The sequence below is a fragment of the Streptomyces sp. NPDC059696 genome (genome assembly GCF_042733745.1).
Lineage (GTDB): Bacteria > Actinomycetota > Actinomycetes > Streptomycetales > Streptomycetaceae > Streptomyces.
Genome location: NZ_JBHWFG010000016.1, coordinates 1 through 21,025, shown reverse-complemented (window position 1 = coordinate 21,025; position 21,025 = coordinate 1). Strand labels below are relative to the sequence as shown.

Sequence of the window (21,025 nt, the reverse complement as noted above, 5' to 3'; positions counted from 1 at the left end):
CCCCCACCGGCCGGGAACCTCCCCCGCACGGGGGAGACGATCTCCACCGCCGGGGGAGGCCGGCGCCCCCTGCGCGAGGCCACGCTGATGCCATGACCAGCATCGACGTCCAGGACCTCACCAAGGAGTTCGGCGACCGGCGAGCGGTGGACCGGCTCACCGTCCGCGTCCTGCCCGGCCGCGTCACCGGCTTCCTCGGCCCGAACGGCGCCGGAAAGTCCACCACCATGCGGCTGGTGCTCGGCCTCGACCGGCCGACCTCCGGCTCCGCCACGATCGGCGGCCGGCCCTACCCGGCGCTGCGCGAACCCCTGCGCCACGTGGGCGCCCTGCTCGACGCACAGGCCGCGCACGGCTCCCGCACCGCCCGCGACCACCTCCGCGTCCTCGCCACGAGCAACCGCGTCCCGGACCGGCGGGTCGACGAGGTCCTGGAGGAGACGGGCCTGGCACCGGTGGCCCGGCGCCGCGTACGGACGTACTCCCTGGGCATGCGCCAGCGGCTCGGCATCGCCGCCGCCCTGCTGGGCGATCCCGGGGTGGTCATGCTGGACGAGCCGTCCAACGGCCTCGACCCCGAAGGCATCGTGTGGATCCGCCGGTTGCTGCGCCGGCTCGCGGGGGAGGGCCGCACGGTCCTGGTCTCCAGCCATCTGATGAACGAGACCGCGTCCTTCGCCGACCACCTGGTCGTCCTCGGCCGGGGCCGGCTCCTCGCCGACACCCCCGTGCGGGACTTCATCGACGCCCGCGTACGACCCCGGGTCCGCATCCGCACGACCGAACCGGGCGCCCTCACCGCGGCCCTCGCCCGGCACGGCCACGACGCCGAGGAACACACGGACGGGCACTGGACCGTGCACGACGCGCGCGTGGACGACGTCGGCCGCATCGCCTCGGCCGCGGGTGTGCCCGTCCTGGAACTGGCCGCCGAGGAGGGCACCTTGGAGCAGGCCTACTTCGACCTCACCGGGGCCGAGACCGAGTTCACCGCACAGCCGCAGGAGGCCTGACCATGGAGGTCACACCCGTGCTGCGCTCCGAGTGGCTGAAGGTCCGCACGCTGCGCTCGCTGCCGGGGGCGCTGCTGGCGCTGTTCGCGGCGACCACGGCGTTCTCGGCGCTCGCCGGAGCCTCCGATGTCTCCGACCCGGGATTCGATCCGCTGTTCACGGCCCTCTCGGGCGTGATACCGGGGCAGATCGCGGCCGTCACCTTCGGGGCCATGGCGGTGTCGTCGGAGTTCCACCAGGGCGGGCTGCGGCTGTCCCTGGCCGCGGTGCCGCAGCGGGGGAGGTGGTTCGCCGCCAAGGCCGCCGTCATCGCCGTGCCGGCGCTGCTCGTGGGGCTGGTGACGGCCCTCGCCGCCCTGCTCGCGGGGCGGGCGGGGCTCGGCACGGCGGCCCGCGGGCTCAGCGCCGGTGAGCAGGTGCGCGGGGTCGTGGGCTGCGGTGTCTACCTGATGCTGATGGCCCTGTTCGCCGCGGGGATCGCCGCCCTGCTCCGCAGCGGCGTGGCGACCCTCTCCCTGCTGGTGCCGTTCATCCTCGTCGTGTCGTTCGTGATCGGCGACGCGACCGGCACCGTCGCCGACTTCCTGCCCGACAAGGCCGGGCAGCTGGTCCTCCGGGAGACGTACGACGGTGCCCTCGGCCCGTGGTCGGGGCTCGCGGTGACCGCGCTGTGGTCGGCCGCGGCCCTCCTGGCGGGAGCCTGGCGGGTGCGCCGCAGCGACGCTTGAGGAGGGCCGGCCGGCGCCCGGCGGGGAGAGCACCCGGCGCAGGGAGGATCAGCCTTCGGCGGCTTCCCGCAGCCGTCCGAACTCCTCGGCCATCGTCGCGAGCGTCCAGTGCGCGTTCAGGCCGCTCGGATTGGGCAGCACCCACACGCGCGTGTCACCGATCGTCCGCGCCTGCGGCCCCACCCGCGCCGTGCGGTCGTCGAACGCGGCGCGGTACGCGGTCACGCCGACCACCGCCAGCCAGCGCGGCCGCAGCCGCTCCACCTTCGCCGTGAGCAGCCGCCCGCCCTCCCGGTACTCCTCGGCGCTCAGCTCGTCGGCCCGCGCGGAGGCCCGCGCCACGACGTTGGTGATGCCCAGCCCGTACGACAGCAGCTCCTGCTGCTCGGACGGCTTCAGCAGGCGCGGCGTGAACCCGGACCGGTGCAGCGCAGGCCAGAAGCGGTTGCCCGGCCGGGCGAAGTGATGGCCCGTGGCGGCCGTCATCAGGCCGGGGTTGATGCCGCAGAACAGGACCCGCAGGCCCTCCGCGACCACGTCGGGCACGACGCGGTCGCGGGCGGCCTCCAGCTCCTCGGGGGTGAAACGCGCCATGGGGAACAGCGCGTCAGAGGATCGCGCCGGGCGTGTAGCCCGCGGCCTCGGGGTGCTGCTTGACGATCTCCTCGACCCGGGCGACGACGGCGGCGACCTGGTCGCCCGCGGCACCGGTGAAGGACAGCTTGTCGGCCATCAGCGCGTCCAGCTGGTCCCGGTCCAGCGGGATGCGCGCGTCGGCGGCCAGCTTGTCGAGCAGCTCGTTGCGCTCGGCGCCCTGCTCACGCATGGCGAGCGCGGAGGCGACGGCGTTCTCCTTGATCGCCTCGTGGGCGAGCTCCCGGCCGACACCCGCGCGCACGGCACCCATGAGCACCTTGGTGGTGGCGAGGAACGGCAGGTAGCGGTCGAGTTCACGGGCGACGACCGCCGGGAACGCGCCGAACTCGTCGAGCACCGTCAGGAACGTCTCCAGCAGACCGTCCAGCGCGAAGAACGCGTCGGGCAGCGCGACCCGGCGCACCACCGAGCAGGACACGTCACCCTCGTTCCACTGGTCGCCCGCCAGCTCGCCGGTCATCGAGGCGTAGCCGCGCAGGATCACCATGAGGCCGTTGACGCGCTCGCAGGAGCGGGTGTTCATCTTGTGCGGCATCGCCGAGGAGCCGACCTGGCCGGGCTTGAAGCCCTCGGTGACCAGCTCGTGCCCGGCCATCAGCCGGATCGTCTTGGCCAGCGACGACGGGGCCGCCGCCAGCTGCACCAGCGCGGTGACGACCTCATAGTCCAGGGAGCGCGGGTAGACCTGGCCGACCGAGGTGAACGCCTGCGAGAAGCCCAGGTGCTTCGCGATCCGCTGCTCCAGGTCCGCGAGCTTCCCGGCGTCTCCGCCGAGCAGGTCCAGCATGTCCTGCGCGGTGCCGACCGGGCCCTTGATGCCGCGCAGCGGGTAGCGGCCCAGCAGCTCCTCGATCCGGGCGAACGCGACGAGCAGCTCGTCGGTGGCGGTGGCGAAGCGCTTGCCGAGGGTGGTGGCCTGGGCGGCGACGTTGTGCGAGCGGCCGGCCATGACCAGCTCGCCGTACTCGCCGGACAGCTTGCCGAGCCGGGCCAGGACGGCGACCGCGCGGTCGCGCACCAGCTCCAGCGACAGGCGGATCTGCAGCTGCTCGACGTTCTCGGTGAGGTCGCGGGAGGTCATGCCCTTGTGCACGTGCTCGTGCCCGGCGAGAGCGTTGAACTCCTCGATCCGCGCCTTCACATCGTGCCGCGTGACCTTCTCGCGCTCGGCGATGGAGGCGAGGTCGACGGTGTCGAGCACACGCTCGTAGTCGGCGAGCGCCGCGTCCGGCACCTCGATGCCGAGGTCCTTCTGGGCCCGCAGCACGGCGAGCCAGAGCTGCCGCTCCAGCCTCACCTTCTGCTCGGGCGACCAGAGCGTGGCGAGCTCGGCGGAGGCGTAGCGTCCGGCGAGGACGTTCGGGATGCGGGGCTTGGCGGGAGCGGAAGTCACGTGGACGGATTCTACTGGCGATTCGTGCAGGCCAGCGCCCCGGGTGTCTTCGTCGGAACCTACGAAGGCACGGCGGGCGCGTCCACCTGCGGCTACGCCGGGTCCTGGTAGGGCAACAGGTCCGGTCGCTTCGGGGGCAGGCCGTCGCCCGAGGAGCGGCCCGTCAGACGGCGGCCTATCCACGGCAGCAGGTGCTGCCGGGCGAACCGCGCGTCCGCCACCCGCCGTGCCACCCAGCCCGGCGGCAGTGTCGCCGGCATCGGCGTGCGCCACTCGGCGTCCTCCGGGTCGTGGCCCAGCGCCTGCCAGACCGCCTCGGCGACCCGGCGGTGCCCCTCGGCCGTCAGGTGCAGCCGGTCCACGTCCCACATCCGCGGGTCGCTCAGGGAGGGCGCGCCGTACAGGTCGACGACGAGCGCGCCGTGCCGGGCGGCCAGCTCGTCGACGCAGGCGAACAACTCCTCCATGCGCGGCCGGAAGCGCTCCAGGACCGGGCCCTGCCGGCCCGGGCTGCGCATCAGGACGAGCTGCCGGCAGGCGGGGGCCAGCTTCTCCACCGCCTCCGTGAGGAGCCCGCGGACCCGGCCCATGTCGCACGCGGGCCGCAGCGTGTCGTTGAGCCCGCCGACCAGCGTGATCACGTCGGCCCCCATGGCCGCCGCGACGTCGACCTGCTCGTCGACGATCTGCTGGATCAGCTTGCCGCGGACCGCGAGGTTGGCGTACCGGAAGCCGGGCGTACGGGCCGCCATCCGCGCGGCGAGCAGGTCGGCCCAGCCCCGGTAGGTGCCGTCGGGCATCAGGTCCGACATGCCCTCGGTGAAGGAGTCGCCGAGGGCGACCAGGCTGCTGTAGGTGGGGTTCGTCTGCATGGCGACGGAAATGGTATCCCGTGCACATACCCAGCAGTCGGTCGGTCCCCCGGGAGCGGGCTTCGACCCTGCGAACCGGCGGCTCCCGCAGCCCGCCGGACCCACGTCCTCACGCCCGCAGACCGAACAGCTCCCGCAGGACGTCCTCCATGGTCACGAGCCCCGCCAGCCGCCCGTCCGCCCCGAGGACGGCCGCGAGGTGGGTGCGGCTGCCCCGCATCGCCGTGAGGACGTCGTCGAGGGGCGTGTGCTCCCGTACGCGGGCGATGGGGCGCATGTCCCGCAGCCGGAACGGCGTGGTCCGGCCGGGGGCGTCCAGGGCGTCCTTGACGTGCAGATAACCGACGATCCGCCGCCCCTCGTCCACCACCGGGAAGCGCGAGAACCCGGACTCCGCCGACAGCCGCTCCAGCTCCTCCGGCGTCACCCCCACACGCGCGTACACCACGCGCTCCAGCGGCAGCACCACGTCCCGCACGGGGCGGCGGCCCAGCTCCAGCGCGTCGCGCAGGCGTTCCTGGGCGCGGTCGTCGATCAGGCCGGCCTCGCTGGAGTCCTTCACGATCCGCGCTATCTCGGCGTCCGAGTAGGAGGCGGCGACCTCCTCGCGGGCCTCCACCCGCAGCAGCTTCAGCAGGGTGTTGGCGAACGCGTTCACCGTGAAGATCACCGGGCGCAGGGCGCGGGACAGCGCCACCAGGGGCGGGCCGAGCGCCAGCGCGCTGCGCACCGGCTCGGCGAGCGCGATGTTCTTCGGCACCATCTCACCGAGCAGCATGTGCAGATAGGTCGCCAGCGACAGCGCGATCACGAAGGACACCGCGTGTCCCGCTCCCTCGGGCACGCCCACCGCGTGGAACACCGGCTCCAGCAGATGAGCGATCGCGGGCTCGGCCACCACACCCAGCACCAGCGTGCACAGCGTGATGCCGAGCTGCGCGGCCGCCATCAGCGCGGACACGTGCTCCAGACCCCACAGCACGCTCTTGGCGCGCCGGTCGCCCTGGTCGGCGTAGGGCTCGATCTGGCTGCGGCGCACGGAGATCAGGGCGAACTCGGCCCCCACGAAGAAGGCGTTGACGACCAGCGTCGCCAGTCCGATCAGCAGCTGGACGGCGGTCACAGTTCCGCCCCCTTCACGTCGGGCTTCTCGTCGTCGAGCGGGGCGCGCAGCAGGACGCGGGCCGCCCGGCGCCCCGTCGCGTCCAGGACCTCCAGGTGCCAGCCGGCGACCTCGAGCGTGTCACCGGCCTCCGGTATCCGGCCGAGCACCGACGCCACCAGCCCGGCGAGCGTCTCGTAGGGCCCCTCCGGCGCGCGCAGCCCGATCCGTTCCAGGTGGTCCACGCGCGCGGATCCGTCGGCCGAGTACAGCGCGTGTCCCGACTCGTCGGTGCCGGCCGGGGCCAGGTCGGGCGTCTCGTGCGGGTCGTGCTCGTCGCGCACCTCGCCGACGACCTCCTCGACGATGTCCTCCAGCGTGGCCACACCGGCCGTGCCACCGTACTCGTCGATCACGACGGCCATCGTGTGCTTGCCGGAGAGCCGGTCCAGAAGCCGGTCCACGGTGAGCGTCTCCGGGACCAGCAGGGGTTCGCGCATCAGCTCGGAGACGTGGATCCGGGGGCGGCGTTCGGCGGGCACCGCCAGCACGTCCTTCACGTGCGCCGTGCCGACGACCGAGTCGAGGGTGCCGCGGTAGACGGGGAACCGGGACAGGCCCGTCGCCCGGGTCGCGTTCGCCACGTCCTCCAGGGTCGCCTGCACCTCCAGCGCGACGACCTGCACCCGCGGCGTCATGACGTTCTCGGCGGTCAGATCGGCGAGGTTCAGGGTCCGCACGAACAGCTCCGCGGTGTCCGCCTCCAGGGCGCCCTCCTTGGCGGAGTGCCGGGCGAGGGCGGCCAGTTCCTGCGGACCGCGCGCCGAGGCCAGCTCCTCGGCCGGCTCGACCCCGATGCGCCGCACCACCCGGTTCGCCGTGTTGTTCAGGTGGGTGATGAAGGGCCGGAACGCGGCGCTGAACCAGCGCTGGGCGTTGCCCACGGTCTTGGCGACCGTCAGCGGCGAGGAGATCGCCCAGTTCTTGGGCACCAGCTCGCCGACGACCATCAGGAACACCGTGGACAGGGCGGTGCCGATCACCAGCGCGATGCTGTGCGACGCCGAGCGCGAGACGCCCAGGTCCTCCAGCGGCCCGGCGATCAGGGCGGCGATCGACGGCTCGGCGAGCATGCCGACGACCAGGTTCGTGACGGTGATGCCGAGCTGCGCCCCGGAAAGCTGGAACGTCAGGTTCCGTACGGCCTTCAGCGCGCCCTGCGCACCCCGCTCGCCGCGCTCCACGGCCTGTTCCAGCTCGGCGCGCTCGACCGTGGTGAGGGAGAACTCGGCCGCGACGAAGGCACCGCAGGCGAGCGAGAGCGCGATCGCCGCCAGGAGCAGGAGCACTTCGGTCATCGGTTCACCCCCGTTCCATGGTTCTCCAGGACGGGGCGGAACGCGCGGTGTCGCGCACGGGGAGGCTCGCCCATGGGCGGAGGCTCACAACCTTTCATGCCGGACCGAGTGGCCATTCAAGAGTAAAGGATGGGCAAAGTCCTCTTCCGGGTGCGGCCACCACCTCCCGGCCGCGCCTACCCGGTGAGCGGCTTCACCCAGCGTCGCCACTGCTCCTCTGCCCCGTAACCCGCCGCTCCCCACGTCCGGTGCGCGGTCTCGTTGCGCGTGAGCACCATCGCGTCCGCCCGGCGCCCGCCGAGCCGTACGAACCGTTTCTCCGCGGCGGCGAGCAGCGCCGTGGCGATCCCCCGGCGGCGCCGGTCCGGGTGCACGGCCAGCCGGTACAGATGGCAGCGCCAGCCGTCGAACCCGGCGATCACCGTGCCGGCCGGCTCTCCCCGGTGTTCGGCCAGGATCAGCGCCCCGGGGTCACGCTCCACCAGCCGCTCCACGCCGCCGCGGTCGTCACTGATGCTCGTGCCCTCGGCGGCCACCTTCCAGAAGGCCAGCACGGCGTCGAGGTCCTCGGGCGTCGCGGCCCGGATGCGCACATCGGTCATCGCATGATCACAGCACTCGTGCCCGTCCGTGTCAGACCGTTTCACCATCCGGACGTCACTCGTGCGCGATGGCCGCCAGCACGTTCATACGGGAGGCGCGCAACGCCGGCAGCAGCGCCGCCACGACCCCGACCACCGCCGAGCCGACCACCACCAGGACGATCGTGAGCCACGGGATCGCGAGGACCGTCATGCCCTGGAGCGCCAGCACCCGGTGCATGGACACCCCCCACACCAGCCCCAGCGCGAGCCCGAGGACGGCGCCGAACACCGCGATCACCACCGACTCCAGCCGGATCATCCGCCGCAGCTGGCGCCGGGCCAGCCCGATCGCCCGCAGCAGGCCGATCTCCCGGGTGCGTTCGACGACCGACAGGGCGAGCGTGTTGACCACACCCAGCACCGCGATGATGATCGCCAGCCCGAGCAGCGCGTACACCAGGTACAACAGGACGGCGATCTGGTCGTGGACGAGCCTCTTGTAGTCGGCCATGTCCCGCACCTGCACCTGCGGATACGGATCCAGGGTCTTCTCCAGGGCCGCGCGCAGGGCGTCGTCGCCCGTGCCGGCGGCGGCGTTGACGTACAGCGCGGAGTCCTGTCCGCCGGGCGCGTACCGCTCCAGGGTGTTCAGACCGAAGAACAGCCCGCCCTGGGTGCCGAATCCCTCGGCGGCGTCCTGGTCGGTGAGCGCGCCGACCGTCAGCCGGGCCGAGCGCCCGCCCGGGAACCGCACGGGCAGGGTGCTGCCCACCCGGACGTCGTGGTCGCGTGCGAAGTCCCGGTCCATGGCCAGGTGCCCGCTCGCGAGCGCCGACGCCGAGTCGCCCTGCGAGTACGTGATGTTGGCGACCTCGTCGAGCCGCGGACCGTAGCCCGCCGCCGTGGTCTCGACGCGGTCGCCGTCCGGGAGACGCACCGCGACCGGTGTGAACCGCCCGCGCACGACCAGGCCCACGCCGTCGGTGCGGCGCACCTTGTCGGTGACCTCACGCGGGAACGTCTGGAAGTTGCTGTTCTGGACGACGAAATCGGCGCCGAGCGTCCTGTCGATCTGCCGGTCGAACGAGGCGGTCATCGACTCGCTCGCCACCGACATCCCGCCGACCAGCGCGATGCCCACCATCAGGGCCGCGGCCGTGGCCCCGGTGCGGCGGGGGTTGCGCAGCGCGTTGCGCTGGCTCATCCGGCCGATCGAACCGAACAGGGCGGGGAAGGCCGCGCCGAGCACCCGGATCACCGGGCGCACCAGCAGCGGCCCGGCGATCACCGTCGCGATCAGGGTGAGCGCCACCCCGAGACCCAGCAGGGAGGCCGCCGACGGCGTCCGCTGCGACACCGCGCAGCCCGCGAGCGCCGCCGCACCGGCCGCCCCGACGACCGCGCCCGCCACCGCCCGCATCCGCAGCGGCCGGCCCACCCCCGCGACCTCGGCGTCCGAGAGGGCCGCCATCGGGGAGACACCCGCGGCCCGCCGGGCCGGGAGGTACGCGGCGACGAAGGTGACGCCGAGCCCGACGACGTACGCCGCCACCGGGGTCGCCCAGCCGATCTCCATCTCGCCGGCGTCGATGTTCATGCCCAGCAGGCCCATCAGCCCGATCAGCCCGGCCGCCAGGCCGATGCCCGCGGCGAGCCCCAGGGTGGAGCCGACCAGCCCGAGCAGCAACGCCTCGGTGAGCACCGAGGCGCGGACCTGGCGCCGGTCGGCTCCCAGCGCGCGCAGCAGGCCCAGCTCCCGGGTGCGCTGGGCGATCAGCATGGAGAAGGTGTTGACGATCAGGAACACGCCGACCAGCACGGCGACCCCGGCGAAGCCGAGCATCACGTACTTGATGACGTCGAGGAACCCGCCCAGCTGCTGGACGTCCGACTCGGCCTGTTCCCCGGCCGTCCTGAAGTCGTAGGTGTGCGCGCCGAGCGCCCCGGCGACGCGTCGTTTGAGCTGGTCGTCGCTGACGCCCCGAGCCGCGTCGACCGAGATGCCGGTCGCCGTCCCCGGCCGGCCGAGCAGCTTCGCCTGCGCCGTGGGCGGGTCGAAGTAGAGCAGCGCGGAGCCGGGATTCGTCGTCCTGAACGAGACGATGCCGACCACCCGGACCCTGAACGACCCCGGGGGCGCGATGACGGTGAGGGTGTCGCCGACGCGCACGTCCTTGCGATCGGCGGTCTCCGCGTCGAGCAACACCTGGCCGGGTCCGCGCGGGGCATGGCCCGAGGCGAGCCGCACGGGGCTGCGCTCGTTCGGGTTCCACGCGTTGCCCAGCGTCGGCGCCCCGGTGGTCGGACCCACGGGTTCGTTGTTCTCGTCGACGACCGTGAGGCCGTTCACCTTCACGTCGGCGCGGGCCGCCGCGACCCCGTCGACCTGCCGGACCCGTGCGGCGAGCGCGGCGGGCAGGGTGGCCGTGCGGCCGGAGGGCACCGCCTCGTCGAGGTCCTCCTTCGGACTGACCGTGACGTCCGCCGCGGTGGACGCGAACAGCCGGTCGAAGGTGCGGCTGACGGTGTCCGAGAAGATCAGGCTGCCGGTGACGAACGCGACGGACAACAGGACGGCGAGCGCGGAGAGCAGCAGCCGCCCCTTGTGCGCCAGGAAGCTCCGCAGGGTCGCCTTGAGCACGGGCTCACTTCTCCTCGGGCGACGCCGGGGCGTCTGTGCCCCCGGCACGGGTGCGGATCACGTCGAACCTCTTCATCCGCTCCAGGACCGCCTCGGCGGTGGGGTGCCGCATCTCGTCGACGATCCGGCCGTCTCCGAGGAAGAGCACCAGGTCCGAGTGGGCGGCCGCGCCGGGGTCGTGGGTGACCATGACGACGGTCTGCCCCAGCTGGTCCACCGCCTCGCGCAGGAAGCCCAGCACCTCCAGGCCGGCCCGCGAATCGAGGTTGCCGGTCGGCTCGTCCGCGAAGATCAGCTCGGGGCGGGAGGCCAGCGCCCGCGCGCAGGCCACGCGCTGCTGCTGCCCGCCGGAGAGCTGCGAGGGCCGGTGCCCGAGCCGGTCCCGCAGGCCCAGGGTGTCGATCACCTGGTCCAGCCACGTCGCGTCGGCCTTCCGGCCCGCGATGTCCATCGGCAAAGTGATGTTCTCCAGCGCGTTGAGGGTCGGGATGAGGTTGAACGACTGGAACATGAACCCGATCCGGTCCCGGCGCAGCCGCGTCAGCTCCCGCTCCCGCAGCCCGGTGATCTCCGTGTCGCCCAGCCACACCTGACCGGCCGAGACGGTGTCGAGCCCCGCGAGGCAGTGCATCAGGGTGGACTTCCCCGAGCCCGACGGGCCCATCACCGCGGTGAACCGGCCCCGGACGACGTCCACGTCCACCGAGTCCAGCGCGAGCACGGCCGTCTCGCCCGCGCCGTACGCCTTGGTGAGACCGCGGGCGCGGGCCGCGATCCGGTCGGCCGGTGCGAGGCCGGGAGCGTGCTCCGCAGCAGGTGTGGACAAGGCCGCCTCCTCTGGGTTTGCCTCAGGACCTCAACCTTGCCCGAGCGTAATGTGACCCGGCCCACACTCGGAATCCTCCGCGGGTCGGACTCGCCCTTGCCGGTGCCGGCACCAGCGCGCCGGCTTCGGGGTATGGAACTCGTCGGACAGGACACCGGCGAGGTGGGCCACACCTTCGTGGAAGCCGCCGCGGACTTCATGAAGCAGTACGAGTCCGTCCTCGCCGAGGAGTTCGACGGGGGCGCCCCCGCCCGGGCGAAGCCGGGAGCGGGGGAAGACCGCGAGGGCACGCGCGAAGGTCGCCGCTGACCTTTGACAACTTCGAGGTCGACTCGCCTGGCTGCTGGTGCTCGCCGAGCGGAAGACCCCGGAGACCCTCAGGTCACCGACTGGGGAGCCCTCGTCGCCGCCGTCGCACGCCACCGGGCCGCCCTGTTCGGTGTCCCCGTCCACGACAGCCCGCACGCCCGCGCCGCCGCCCTGCTCCAGCTCCCGCTCCACGCCCCCGCGCTGGACGAGGCGTCCGTACGGGACATCGAGCGGGAACCGCGCCAGTGGACCCTGTGACTACCCGTCGGCCGGGCGCCACGCCGCGCCGAGCACACAGTACGAACTCGGCAGCCTCGGCCCCTCCTCCGGCATGAGCACCCGCCGGTAGGGACCGAGTTCGAATCCGGCCTCCCGCAGCGCCCGCACCGGCTCCCGGGCCACGTGGCAGCCCCCGCTCAGCGCCGGCCACACCGTCCGGTCCAGGGCGTGCTGCGTGAGGGTCATCGCCCGGCCGCCGCCCCGGCCGTGCTCGAAGAACCGCACCTCGCCACCCGGCCGCAGCACCCGCCGCAGCTCCCCGAGCGCCCGGGGGACGTCCCGCACACTGCACAGCACCAGGGACACCACGGCCGCGTCGAAGCCCTCGCTCTTGACCGGCAGCGCCTCGGCCACCCCCGGCACCACGTCCACCGGCACCTCGGCCCGCAGCGCGGCCTCCACGGCCAGGTGCCGCAGCCGCCGCTCCGGTTCGATGGCCACCACCTCCGCGACGGTGCCGGGGTAGTGCGCGAAGTTCAGCCCGTTGCCCGCGCCGATCTCGATCACCCGCCCGGACAGCCCGTCGAGGAGTCTCCCGCGGATCCGGCCCATGCCCATCCGGGTCTCGGCGGCCACACTGATCCTCGCGTAGCAGCGGGCGAACAGCGGATGGTGCACGGCGTCCCGTGGCACCTTGCCGGAGCGCAGCGGCATGGGGAACCTCCCTGACGGGGCCGGCCTGAAGCCTCGGGGTGATTCTCCCCCGCGGGAGCCCGCCGCACCCCTGCCGCCCACCGAGGGAGGAGCCGGGCGGCCCCCCGCGGGGAGGATCCGGCATGCGTCGCGCGGGTCGTGCGCGGGCCTGCGCGAGGTCGGCATGCGTGGCGCGGGCGGTGCGCTGGTTCGCGGCGGGGCCGGCATGCGTGGCGCGGGTCGTGCGCGGGCCTGCGCGAGGTCGGCATGCGTCGCGCGGGCTGTGAGCGGGCCCGCGCGACGCCGGTACGAGCGCCGATACGCTTCGGCGGCCCGCTACGCGAGCTCCGCCGCCAGCAGCGCGGCCGTGCGCGCCACGAGCGGATGGTCGGCCTCGGCGTCCTCCTCCGGCTGCGTGGTCAGGACCGACAGCACGATCGGCGGGCCGTCCGGCGGCCAGGCGATGCCCACGTCGTTGTTGCTGCCGTACCGGCCGCCCCCCGTCTTGTCGGCGAGCAGCCAGTCGGCCGGCAGGCCTTTGCGGAACCGGTCCAGGCTCGTGGTGTTGCGCAGCAGCCAGTCCGTGAGCCGGGCCCTGTCCCGGGGCTTGAGTGCGTCGCCGAGCACCAGCCGGGCGTAGGTCAGGCCGACGGCGCGCGGGGAGGTCGTGTCGGTCACGCGCCACGGCTCCGCCGAGTTGAGCTCGGGCTCCCAGCGGTCCAGCCGGGTGACGCGGTCACCGACCGAGCGGCAGAACCGTGTCACGGCGGCCGGACCGCCCAGCTCCTTCAGGAGCAGGTTGCCCGCGGTGTTGTCGCTGAAGCGGATGGTCGCGTCGCACAGTTCGCCGATGGTCATGCCGGTTCCGACGTGCTCCCCGGTGACGGGGGAGTGGCCGGACCGGTCGACGTACCCCTGGGTGTAGTGGACGCGCCGGGCCAGGAACTCGCCGTCGCGGTCCAGGTCGCGCAGGACGGCCGCGGCGGCGAGCGTCTTGAACACCGAGGCCATCGGGAAGCGCTCGTCGGCCCGGTACGCCACCGTCCGGCCCGTGCGCAGGTTGCGGGCGTACACGCCCAGTCGTGCGGTGTGCTCCCGCTCCAGTTCCCGCAGCCGCGCGGCGACACCGGCGGTGCCGGCCGACGCGTGGGCCGTGCCGCCGCCCAGGGCGAGAGCGGCGGCCGTGCCCAGGACGAGGGCCGTACGGCGGGACGGGCGTAATCCGTTCGCGTGCAAGGTGGTCCCTTCGGAGGTGATCACGGTCGTACATCAGAACGCGATCACGGCCACACCGGTTCCACCGCCCGCCGCCCCGGCCCCTCAGAACGCGATCACGGCCGCACCGGTTCCACCGCCCGCCGCCCCGGCCCCTCAGAACGCCTCGGGCGCCTCCCGTTCCCGGAACGCCTCCGCGTCCCACGAGCCGTCCAGCCGGGGCGCCAGCCAGTGCGGCGCGGCCGCCCGGAACGCGGCGGGGGACAGGGCGCCGGAGCCGGCCGGGACGGAGCCCAGCAGCGGGGCTCCGGCCACCTCCGGCAGGTCCGCGAGGTTGCAGCGCGCCGCGAGGTCCGGGGCCGCCGGCCAGCTCCCGATCACGATCCCGGCCGGTTCCAGCTCCCGGGCACGCAGTTCACGCGTCGTCAGCTCCGTCGCGTTGAGGGTGCCGAGTCCCGCCTGCGCCACCACCAGTACCGGCGCCGACAACAGCCGCGCCGCGTCCGCCAGGGTCCCCCCGGCCGCGTCGAACCGGACGAGCAGTCCGCCGGCGCCCTCGACCAGCACCAGGTCGTGCTCGGTGGCCAGTTTCGCGGCGGTCTCCGCGACCTCGTGCGGCCGGACCGGGGCCCGGCCTGCCCGGCGCGCCGCCGTCGCCGGGGCCAAGGGCTCCGGATAACGGGCGACTTCGGCCGTCGTCACCCCGCCCGCGAGGCGCGCCACCTCGGCGGCGTCCCCGGGCTCGTCCGGCCCCACGCCCGTCTGCGCCGCCTTCAGCACGGCCACCGAGCGGCCGGCGGCCAGGGCCGTCGCGGCGAGAGCGGCGGTCACGACCGTCTTGCCGACCTCCGTGCCCGTGCCCGTGATCACCAGTACCGGCATGTCATCCCTCCCGCGCCGCCGCGCACACGGCCCGCGCGATCCGCGCCAGGTCCTCGTCGCCCGTCACATACGGCGGCATGGTGTAGATCAGATCGCGGAACGGCCGCAGCCACACGCCCTCGCGCACGGCCGCCGCCGTCGCCGCTTCCATGTCCACGGGGTGGTCCAGCTGGACGACGCCGATGGCGCCGAGCACCCGGACCTCCCGCACACCCGGCAGGTCCGAGGCGGGCGCGAGCCCGTCCCGCAGCCCCGACTCGATCCGCTTGACCTCCGCGAGCCAGTCCTGACCGAGCAGCAACTCGATCGAGGCGCAGGCCACCGCGGCGGCCAGCGGATTGCCCATGAAGGTGGGACCGTGCGCGAGCACCGGCACCTCGCCCCGCGAGATGCCGTCGGCCACGCGCGCGGTGCACAGCGTCGCCGCCATCGTCAGATAACCGCCGGTCAGCGCCTTGCCCACACACATCACGTCGGGTGTGACGGCCGCGTGCTCCGCCGCGAACAGCGCGCCCGTGCGGCCGAAGCCGGTCGCGATCTCGTCGAACACCAGCAGCACGTCGTGCGCGTCGCACGCCTCGCGCAGCACCCGCAGATACGCGGGGGAGTGGAACCGCATCCCGCCCGCGCCCTGCACCACCGGCTCGACGACGACCGCGGCCAGCTCACCGGCATGCCGCTCGATCAGCGACCGCAGCTGCTCGGCGTACGCCTCGTCGTACTCCGCCGGGGGCGGGCCGGCGAACACCTGACGCGGCAGCACCCCGGTCCACAGGTCGTGCATCCCGCCCTCGGGGTCGCACACCGACATGGGCTGCCAGGTGTCGCCGTGGTAGCCACCGCGCCAGGTCAGCAGCCGCTGCTTGCCGGGGCGGCCCAGCGAACGCCAGTACTGCAGGCACATCTTGACCGCGACCTCGACCGACACCGACCCCGAGTCGGCGAGGAAGACGTGCTCCAGGCCCTCGGGTGACATGTCGACAAGGAGCTTCGCCAGCCGTACGGCGGGCTCGTGGGTGAGCCCGCCGAACATCACGTGGCTCATCCGCCCGAGCTGCTCGCGGGCGGCCTCGTTCAGCACCGGGTGGTTGTAGCCGTGGATCGCCGACCACCAGGACGACATGCCGTCGATCAGCTCGCGCGGACCGCCCGGTTCCCCCGGACCGCCCGGTCCTCCCGGACCGGCCGGCGCTCCGGGGCCGCTCGGCGCTTCCCGGCCGCCCGGCACTCCCGGACCGCTCGGCTCTTCCCGACCGCCCGGCACTCCCGAGCCGTCGGCGAGCCGCAGCCGTACCCCGCTCGCCGACTCCACGACGAGCGGTTCCCGCTGCCCGGGCATCGGGCCGTACGGATGCCACACGTGCCGCCGGTCGAGCTCCAGCAGCTCGGGGGCGGTCAGCTCAGGCATTGGGCGCGAGGTCCGTCCCGGCGCCGCGGCGGCGCACGGCGACCAGGTCGGTGCGTGGTGCGCCGGCGGCCGGGGAATCGGCGGTCTGCGGGGCGGCGTCCGAGCCGCAGGCTCCGCCGCCACCGGAACCGCAGACGCCGCCGCCGTCGTGGCAACCGCCCGTGGCCCGGTGCTCGGGCAGCGTCACCTGGTCGGTGCCCTCCACCTCGAACCCGGCGTCCGCGATCATCTCCAGGTCCGCCTTGCCGGCCTGGCCCTCACTGGTGAGGTAGTCACCGAGGAAGATCGAGTTGGCCAGGTGCAGGGCGAGCGGCTGCATCGTGCGCAGATGGACCTCGCGCCCGCCCGCGATCCGCACCTCGACGTCCGGGCAGACGAACCGCGTCATCGCCAGGATCCTCAGGCACCGCTGCGGCGTCAGGTTCCACTCCTTGCCGAGCGGGGTGCCCTCGAACGGGATCAGGAAGTTGACCGGCACCGAGTCCGGGTCCAGCTCACGCAGTGAGAAGACCACGTCCACCAGGTCCTCGTCCGTCTCGCCCATGCCCGCGATCAGCCCGGAGCAGGCGGACAGACCGGCCGCGTGCGCCTTCTGCACGGTGTCGACCCGGTCCTCGTAGGTGTGCGTGGTGGTGATCTCGCCGTACGTCGCTTCGGACGTGTTGAGGTTGTGGTTGTAGGCGTCGGCACCGGCCTCGCGCAGCCGCTCCGCCTGGCCGTCCGAGAGCAGCCCGAGACAGGCGCACACCTCGACGCCCTCGTTGTTGTCCTTGATCGCCTTGATCGTCTCGGAGACCCGGTCCACGTCCCGGTCGGTCGGGCCGCGCCCGCTCGCCACCAGGCACACCCGCTTGGCCCCGCCGGCCACACCGGCCGCCGCCGCGTCGGACGCCTGGTCGGGCTTCAGCCAGGTGTACTTCAGGATCCCGGCCGTCGAGCCGAGCCGCTGCGAACAGTAGGAGCAGTCCTCGGGGCACAGGCCGGACTTGAGGTTGACGAGATAGTTGAGTTTCACCCGTCGGCCGAACCAGTGCCGACGCACCTTTCCGGCCGCGGCCACCACATCGAGCAGGTCGTCGTCGGACGTCGCGAGGACGGCCAGTGCCTCGTCGCGGGTCGGCAGCTCGCGCCGAAGCCCCTTGTCCACCAGCGTGTTCAGCAGGTCCATGGAAGCCGATCCTGTCCTAAGTCGGTGCCCGGGGCCAAGGAGAGTTCGCACAACAGAGTCGCTTCGAGGTGTGGGTATTGCCACACACTGACCTGCTGGTGGTCCCGCTAGTGTCTGTGCACTGCCTACAAATTCCCCGGAGGACCACCCATGGCGTTCGGCTGGATCGACGAGCAGGCGGAGCTGCGCGCCCGCGCCGGACTTGTGCGGACTCTGCGCCCCCGTCCGGCCGATTCGCCGCTCCTGGACCTGGCGAGCAACGACTATCTCGGGCTGGCCCGCCATCCGGAGGTCACCGAGGGCGCCGCCCGGGCGGCGCGGACCTGGGGCGGCGGCGCGACCGGCTCCCGGCTCGTCACCGGCACCACCGAACTGCACACCGAACTCGAACGGGAACTGGCCGATTTCTGCGGGTTCGAGGCGGCCCTCGTCTTCTCCTCCGGTTACGCCGCCAACCTGGCCGCGGTCACCGCGCTGGCCTCGCACGGCTCTCTGATCGTCTCCGACGCGGGCAACCACGCCTCGCTCATCGACGGCTGCCGGCTGGCCCGCGGCAGTACCCAGGTCGTGGCGCACGCCGAGCCGGACGCCGTGGCGAAGGCGCTGGCGACGCACGAGGGCACGGCGATCGCCGTGTCCGACACCGTCTTCTCGGTCGACGGCGACGCCGCCCCCCTGACCGCGCTGGCGGAGGCCTGCCGGGAGCACGGCGCCGGGCTGGTCGTCGACGACGCCCACGGCCTGGGAGTCCTCGGCGACGGAGGCCGCGGCGCCGCGCACGCCGTGGGGCTCGCGGGCGCGGACGACGTCGTCGCGACGGTCACGCTGTCCAAGTCGCTCGGCAGCCAGGGCGGCGCGGTCCTCGGCCCGGCCCGGGTCGTCGACCACCTGGTCAACGCGGCCCGGACGTTCATCTTCGACACCGGTCTCGCTCCCGCGGCGGCGGGGGCGGCGCTGTCGGCCCTGCGGCTGCTGCGCCGCGAGCCGGAGCGCGCGGCCCGAGCCCGCGCGGTGGCGGGCGAACTGCACGCACGCCTGACCGCCGCGGGTCTGGAAGCGGTACGTCCGGACGCCGCGGTGGTCTCGGTGCGGGCGCCGTCTCCCGAGGGCGCCGTGCGCTGGGCGGCACAGTGCCGCGCGGCGGGCCTGGCCGTGGGGTGCTTCCGGCCGCCTTCCGTACCGGACGGCATCTCACGGCTCAGGCTGACCGCACGCGCGGACCTGACCGGTCAGCAGATCGAACGCGCTGTACGACTGATCGGCGAGACGCGGCCATGAGTCGGCGTGACACGGCCGTGCGTCGCACGACGACGGTGTGGATCGACGACGGTCACATACGGTCCACCCCGGCCGCGAACGCCGCCCAGCTCCTCGCGGAGAAGAGCAGTGCGGGTCCGGCCGGGTCCTTGGAGTCGCGCACGGCGAGCAGCCCCGCCCAGGGCGGGCTGTCCGGACGGGCGGTCTCCACGCAGTTGTTCGCTCCGGTGCTGTAGCTGCTGCGCAACCACCGCACACCGTGCAGTTCGATGCTGGAGGGGACGTGACGAGGCAGTGCACGCATAGGTGCCTCCTTACGCGCCGGTGGCTGTCCCGGCGATGAAATCCAACGAGTCCTCGGGCGAAAGGGCGTGGATCTGAAGGGCGTTGAAGGCCTCCGTGTAGGCCTGGAGGTCTTCTTTCCGTTCGAGATAGAGGCTACTCGTCAAGTGGTCGAGAACAACCACATCCAGATCAGAAGTGCTCGAAAATGACAAGATAACGAAAGGTCCGGTGACGCCGATGTGCGCCCCGGCGGCGAACGGCAGTACCTGGAGGCGCACTTGGGGCAGCCGGGCGGCCTCGACCAGTCGTTCCAGCTGACGGGCCATGACGTCCGGCCCGCCCACCTCCCGCCGCAGTACCGCCTCGTCCAGAACGGCGCTCAGTTCCAGCGGGGGATCCGCGCGCAGCACGTCCTGCCGGGCCAGACGTACCTCGACCAGGGTGTCGAGCCTTTCCTCCGACAGCCCTTCCACGGCGGCCCGCGTCACCGCACGCGCGTACTCGGGCGTCTGAAGCAGACCGGGGACCACGGTCGTCTCCAGCGTGCGCATCGCGCCGGCCTGCGACTCCAGGCTGATGAAGTCCCGGTAGGTCGGCGGCAGGACACCCCGGTAGGCGTGCCACCAGTGGTGCCGGCCGTCGTTGTCCTCGGAGCCCGCCAAGACCATCAGCAGTTCGCGGAGTTGGACGTCCGCCACCCCGTAGGCGTCGAGAAGTAACCGGACGTCGGCCGGTTTCACCCCGCTCGTGCCCGTCTCGATCCGGCTGACCTTGGACTGGTGCCAGCCCACCTGCCGGGCCGCCTCACCGCTCGTGAGCCCCGCCGAGGAGCGCAGCGCACGCAGTTCGGCGCCCAGTTTCCGGCGGCGCACCGCGGGACCGTGCTGCATGGGCTCCTCCTTACTCCTTCGGACCCACCCAAATACGGTCTCGCGTCGCAGAGTTCACCGTTTTGAGCGACAGATATATGCATATCTTGGTGGATCGCCGACCTTGACGGGTGTTCTGGTGGCAGTCTGGCGACGAAGCACCAGTCCGGGACCGTACTCGAACCATCCGCTCCGTGTCGGGCCGCGGTCCCGTGGAAAAGGGACGAGGTCGCCATGGCAGACCATTTGGAAGCATCCGTCACTCTGCCGAGCGATCCAGCCTCGGTCTCCGTCGCGCGCTCCTATGTGGTGAGCACGCTGGCGGAGTGGGGCCTGCCGGCGGGCACGGAGGTGTCCGACACCGTCCGGCTCATCGTCTCCGAACTGGCCACCAACGCCGTACAGCACACCTTCGGCCAGTCGCCCACGTTCACCGTGGACGTCGAGCTGGACCGCGACGAACGGCTGCGCATCGGTGTCACGGACAGCCACCCGCGTCTTCCCAGACGCCTGCCCGCGGCCGTGCAGCAGGACAACGGCCGCGGCCTGGTCATCATCCGCTGGCTGACGGCCGAGTGCGGCGGCAGACTGCGCATCCGCCCCACCCGTGAGGGGGGCAAGACCATCTCGATCGAGCTTCCGTGGGCCGTCCCCGTCCAGCCGGTGACGGCGACGGGCCGGCAGGAGCCGTAGCCCCTCTCGGCACGGCCTGAACGACCCCATGCAGGACCAGATCGTCGCCGGCAGGACCTGAACGACCTCTCGGCGGGTGCCTCCGAGCACCCCGGCCCGCGCGACCCACATCCGGGCCCACTCCCACGGCTACGACGCCCGCTCCGCGCCTTCCGGCCCGCCGGAGCCCGCAGCCGTCACCGATGCCGTGCCGGCGCCTCCCGGCGCACTCGCGCTCCCCGAAGCCCGTCGCACCAGCCGCGGGAGCACCCCCCACAGCCCGACGCAGGTGAGGAAGGTCGCGGCGCCCGCGATGATTCCGCCGGTCCGTCCCGTGGTCACGTCGACCACCAGCAGCACGGAGCCGCTGAACGCGAACACCAGCACGCTCAGCCCGGCCGTGGCCAGGCGTGAGGAGACCTGCACGATGCGGGGCTTGGCACCCTGCTGGAACAGCGAGCGGTGCAGGGCGGCCGGCGCGGTGAAGAGGGCGGCGGCCAGGACCGCCAGCAGCAGCGTGACGACGTAGGTCACGCGCTGGACCGTGTCGAGGCCCTCGAAGCGCGAGGTGAAGGCCAGCGACAGCAGGAAGGCGAAGAGGATCTGTACGCCCGTCTGGGTGACGCGCAGTTCCTGCAGCAGCTCGACGAAGTTGCGGTCGGCGCGTTGCAGCGGGGTCTCGTTGCGCGCGGTGCAGGGACGGGGCTCGGCCATGGAGTGACGGGTATCCATCCGGGCCCGTGTCACGCTCCGGCGTGGGGCGGCGCGGCCGGGCGCCCCCGCACGCCGGGGGGGTCACGTAACGCGCCCCGACCAGACGCGCGTGGTGCAGATCTTATGGAGCCGCACCCCAGTCTCATATACAAAACAGACG

General features: G+C 73.0%; 21 protein-coding genes and 1 pseudogene. 6 read left to right on the top strand and 16 right to left on the bottom strand.

The annotated features are described in order from the left end of the window. Window positions 1–92: 92 nt before the first annotated feature. Window positions 93–1,013 (top strand): ATP-binding cassette domain-containing protein, encoded by a 921-nt coding sequence (locus tag ACFV20_RS18870; protein ID WP_385657978.1) that lies wholly within the window; start codon window positions 93–95, stop codon window positions 1,011–1,013. A gap of 2 nt (window positions 1,014–1,015) precedes the next feature. Then, entirely contained in the window at window positions 1,016–1,741 is a 726-nt protein-coding gene (locus ACFV20_RS18865; RefSeq protein ID WP_385657976.1) for an ABC transporter permease, read from the top strand. Between the two features lie 48 nt (window positions 1,742–1,789). On the opposite strand, the gene mug is transcribed toward ACFV20_RS18865, so the two are convergent. The 8 genes from mug to ACFV20_RS18825 form a co-directional block, all read right to left on the bottom strand. Further along, window positions 1,790–2,335: a G/U mismatch-specific DNA glycosylase gene (mug, locus tag ACFV20_RS18860; protein WP_385657974.1), complete on the bottom strand. Its 546-nt coding sequence runs from the start codon at window positions 2,333–2,335 to the stop codon at window positions 1,790–1,792. Window positions 2,336–2,348: 13 nt separating this feature from the next. Then, the gene (gene purB / locus ACFV20_RS18855) at window positions 2,349–3,791 is read right to left on the bottom strand and encodes an adenylosuccinate lyase (protein ID WP_385657973.1); all 1,443 of its coding nucleotides are present in this window, start codon (window positions 3,789–3,791) and stop codon (window positions 2,349–2,351) included. A 92-nt stretch (window positions 3,792–3,883) separates the two neighbouring features. Next, window positions 3,884–4,663, bottom strand: a complete 780-nt coding sequence (locus ACFV20_RS18850) for an SGNH/GDSL hydrolase family protein (protein ID WP_385657972.1) — start codon at window positions 4,661–4,663, stop codon at window positions 3,884–3,886. A 109-nt stretch (window positions 4,664–4,772) separates the two neighbouring features. Continuing rightward, window positions 4,773–5,786: a hemolysin family protein gene (locus ACFV20_RS18845; RefSeq protein WP_385657970.1), complete on the bottom strand. Its 1,014-nt coding sequence runs from the start codon at window positions 5,784–5,786 to the stop codon at window positions 4,773–4,775. Continuing rightward, complete coding sequence (locus tag ACFV20_RS18840; protein WP_385657969.1) at window positions 5,783–7,123, bottom strand: hemolysin family protein; 1,341 nt, start codon at window positions 7,121–7,123, stop codon at window positions 5,783–5,785. Before ACFV20_RS18840 ends, ACFV20_RS18845 begins: the two co-directional genes overlap by 4 nt. 176 nt (window positions 7,124–7,299) lie before the next feature. Next, the gene (locus ACFV20_RS18835; RefSeq protein WP_385657967.1) at window positions 7,300–7,725 is read right to left on the bottom strand and encodes a GNAT family N-acetyltransferase; all 426 of its coding nucleotides are present in this window, start codon (window positions 7,723–7,725) and stop codon (window positions 7,300–7,302) included. Window positions 7,726–7,780: 55 nt separating this feature from the next. Beyond that, the gene (locus tag ACFV20_RS18830; protein ID WP_385657965.1) at window positions 7,781–10,348 is read right to left on the bottom strand and encodes an ABC transporter permease; all 2,568 of its coding nucleotides are present in this window, start codon (window positions 10,346–10,348) and stop codon (window positions 7,781–7,783) included. Between the two features lie 4 nt (window positions 10,349–10,352). Continuing rightward, the gene (locus ACFV20_RS18825; protein WP_385657963.1) at window positions 10,353–11,174 is read right to left on the bottom strand and encodes an ABC transporter ATP-binding protein; all 822 of its coding nucleotides are present in this window, start codon (window positions 11,172–11,174) and stop codon (window positions 10,353–10,355) included. Between the two features lie 135 nt (window positions 11,175–11,309). On the opposite strand from ACFV20_RS18825, the pseudogene ACFV20_RS18820 reads away from it, so the two are divergent. Together ACFV20_RS18820 and ACFV20_RS18815 are read left to right on the top strand one after the other, a co-directional pair. Beyond that, window positions 11,310–11,483 (top strand): annotated as a pseudogene (locus ACFV20_RS18820) (toxin-antitoxin system HicB family antitoxin); the annotation flags it as partial. 3 nt (window positions 11,484–11,486) lie between these two features. Continuing rightward, window positions 11,487–11,741, top strand: coding sequence for a hypothetical protein (locus ACFV20_RS18815; protein ID WP_385657962.1), 255 nt, complete (start codon window positions 11,487–11,489; stop codon window positions 11,739–11,741). Here ACFV20_RS18815 and ACFV20_RS18810 read toward each other — a convergent pair whose 3' ends face one another. From ACFV20_RS18810 to bioB, 5 genes are all read right to left on the bottom strand, one after another. After that, window positions 11,742–12,416 (bottom strand): class I SAM-dependent methyltransferase, encoded by a 675-nt coding sequence (locus ACFV20_RS18810; RefSeq protein ID WP_385657960.1) that lies wholly within the window; start codon window positions 12,414–12,416, stop codon window positions 11,742–11,744. Window positions 12,417–12,731: 315 nt separating this feature from the next. Then, window positions 12,732–13,631, bottom strand: coding sequence for a class A beta-lactamase (gene bla, locus ACFV20_RS18805; protein WP_385657958.1), 900 nt, complete (start codon window positions 13,629–13,631; stop codon window positions 12,732–12,734). Window positions 13,632–13,766: 135 nt separating this feature from the next. Further along, entirely contained in the window at window positions 13,767–14,492 is a 726-nt protein-coding gene (bioD, locus tag ACFV20_RS18800) for a dethiobiotin synthase (RefSeq protein ID WP_385657957.1), read from the bottom strand. 1 nt (window position 14,493) lies between these two features. Further along, window positions 14,494–15,900 carry an adenosylmethionine--8-amino-7-oxononanoate transaminase gene (locus tag ACFV20_RS18795; RefSeq protein ID WP_385657956.1) on the bottom strand — a complete coding sequence of 469 codons (1,407 nt, stop codon included), beginning with the start codon at window positions 15,898–15,900 and terminating at the stop codon, window positions 14,494–14,496. Continuing rightward, window positions 15,893–17,068 (bottom strand): biotin synthase BioB, encoded by a 1,176-nt coding sequence (gene bioB, locus ACFV20_RS18790; protein ID WP_385657955.1) that lies wholly within the window; start codon window positions 17,066–17,068, stop codon window positions 15,893–15,895. Before bioB ends, ACFV20_RS18795 begins: the two co-directional genes overlap by 8 nt. A 150-nt stretch (window positions 17,069–17,218) precedes the next feature. On the opposite strand from bioB, the gene ACFV20_RS18785 reads away from it, so the two are divergent. Continuing rightward, window positions 17,219–18,346, top strand: coding sequence for an 8-amino-7-oxononanoate synthase (locus ACFV20_RS18785; protein ID WP_385657953.1), 1,128 nt, complete (start codon window positions 17,219–17,221; stop codon window positions 18,344–18,346). A 52-nt stretch (window positions 18,347–18,398) separates the two neighbouring features. Here ACFV20_RS18785 and ACFV20_RS18780 read toward each other — a convergent pair whose 3' ends face one another. Both ACFV20_RS18780 and ACFV20_RS18775 read right to left on the bottom strand, forming a co-directional pair. Beyond that, the gene (locus ACFV20_RS18780; protein WP_385657952.1) at window positions 18,399–18,629 is read right to left on the bottom strand and encodes a DUF397 domain-containing protein; all 231 of its coding nucleotides are present in this window, start codon (window positions 18,627–18,629) and stop codon (window positions 18,399–18,401) included. 10 nt (window positions 18,630–18,639) lie between these two features. Continuing rightward, a complete protein-coding gene (locus ACFV20_RS18775) occupies window positions 18,640–19,500 on the bottom strand; it encodes a helix-turn-helix domain-containing protein (RefSeq protein WP_385657951.1) in 861 nt (286 codons plus the stop codon). Between the two features lie 213 nt (window positions 19,501–19,713). On the opposite strand from ACFV20_RS18775, the gene ACFV20_RS18770 reads away from it, so the two are divergent. Then, on the top strand, window positions 19,714–20,172 hold the full coding sequence (locus tag ACFV20_RS18770; protein ID WP_385657950.1) for an ATP-binding protein: 459 nt from the start codon (window positions 19,714–19,716) through the stop codon (window positions 20,170–20,172). A 129-nt stretch (window positions 20,173–20,301) separates the two neighbouring features. On the opposite strand, the gene ACFV20_RS18765 is transcribed toward ACFV20_RS18770, so the two are convergent. Beyond that, complete coding sequence (locus ACFV20_RS18765; protein WP_385657948.1) at window positions 20,302–20,865, bottom strand: DUF6328 family protein; 564 nt, start codon at window positions 20,863–20,865, stop codon at window positions 20,302–20,304. Window positions 20,866–21,025: the final 160 nt, after the last annotated feature.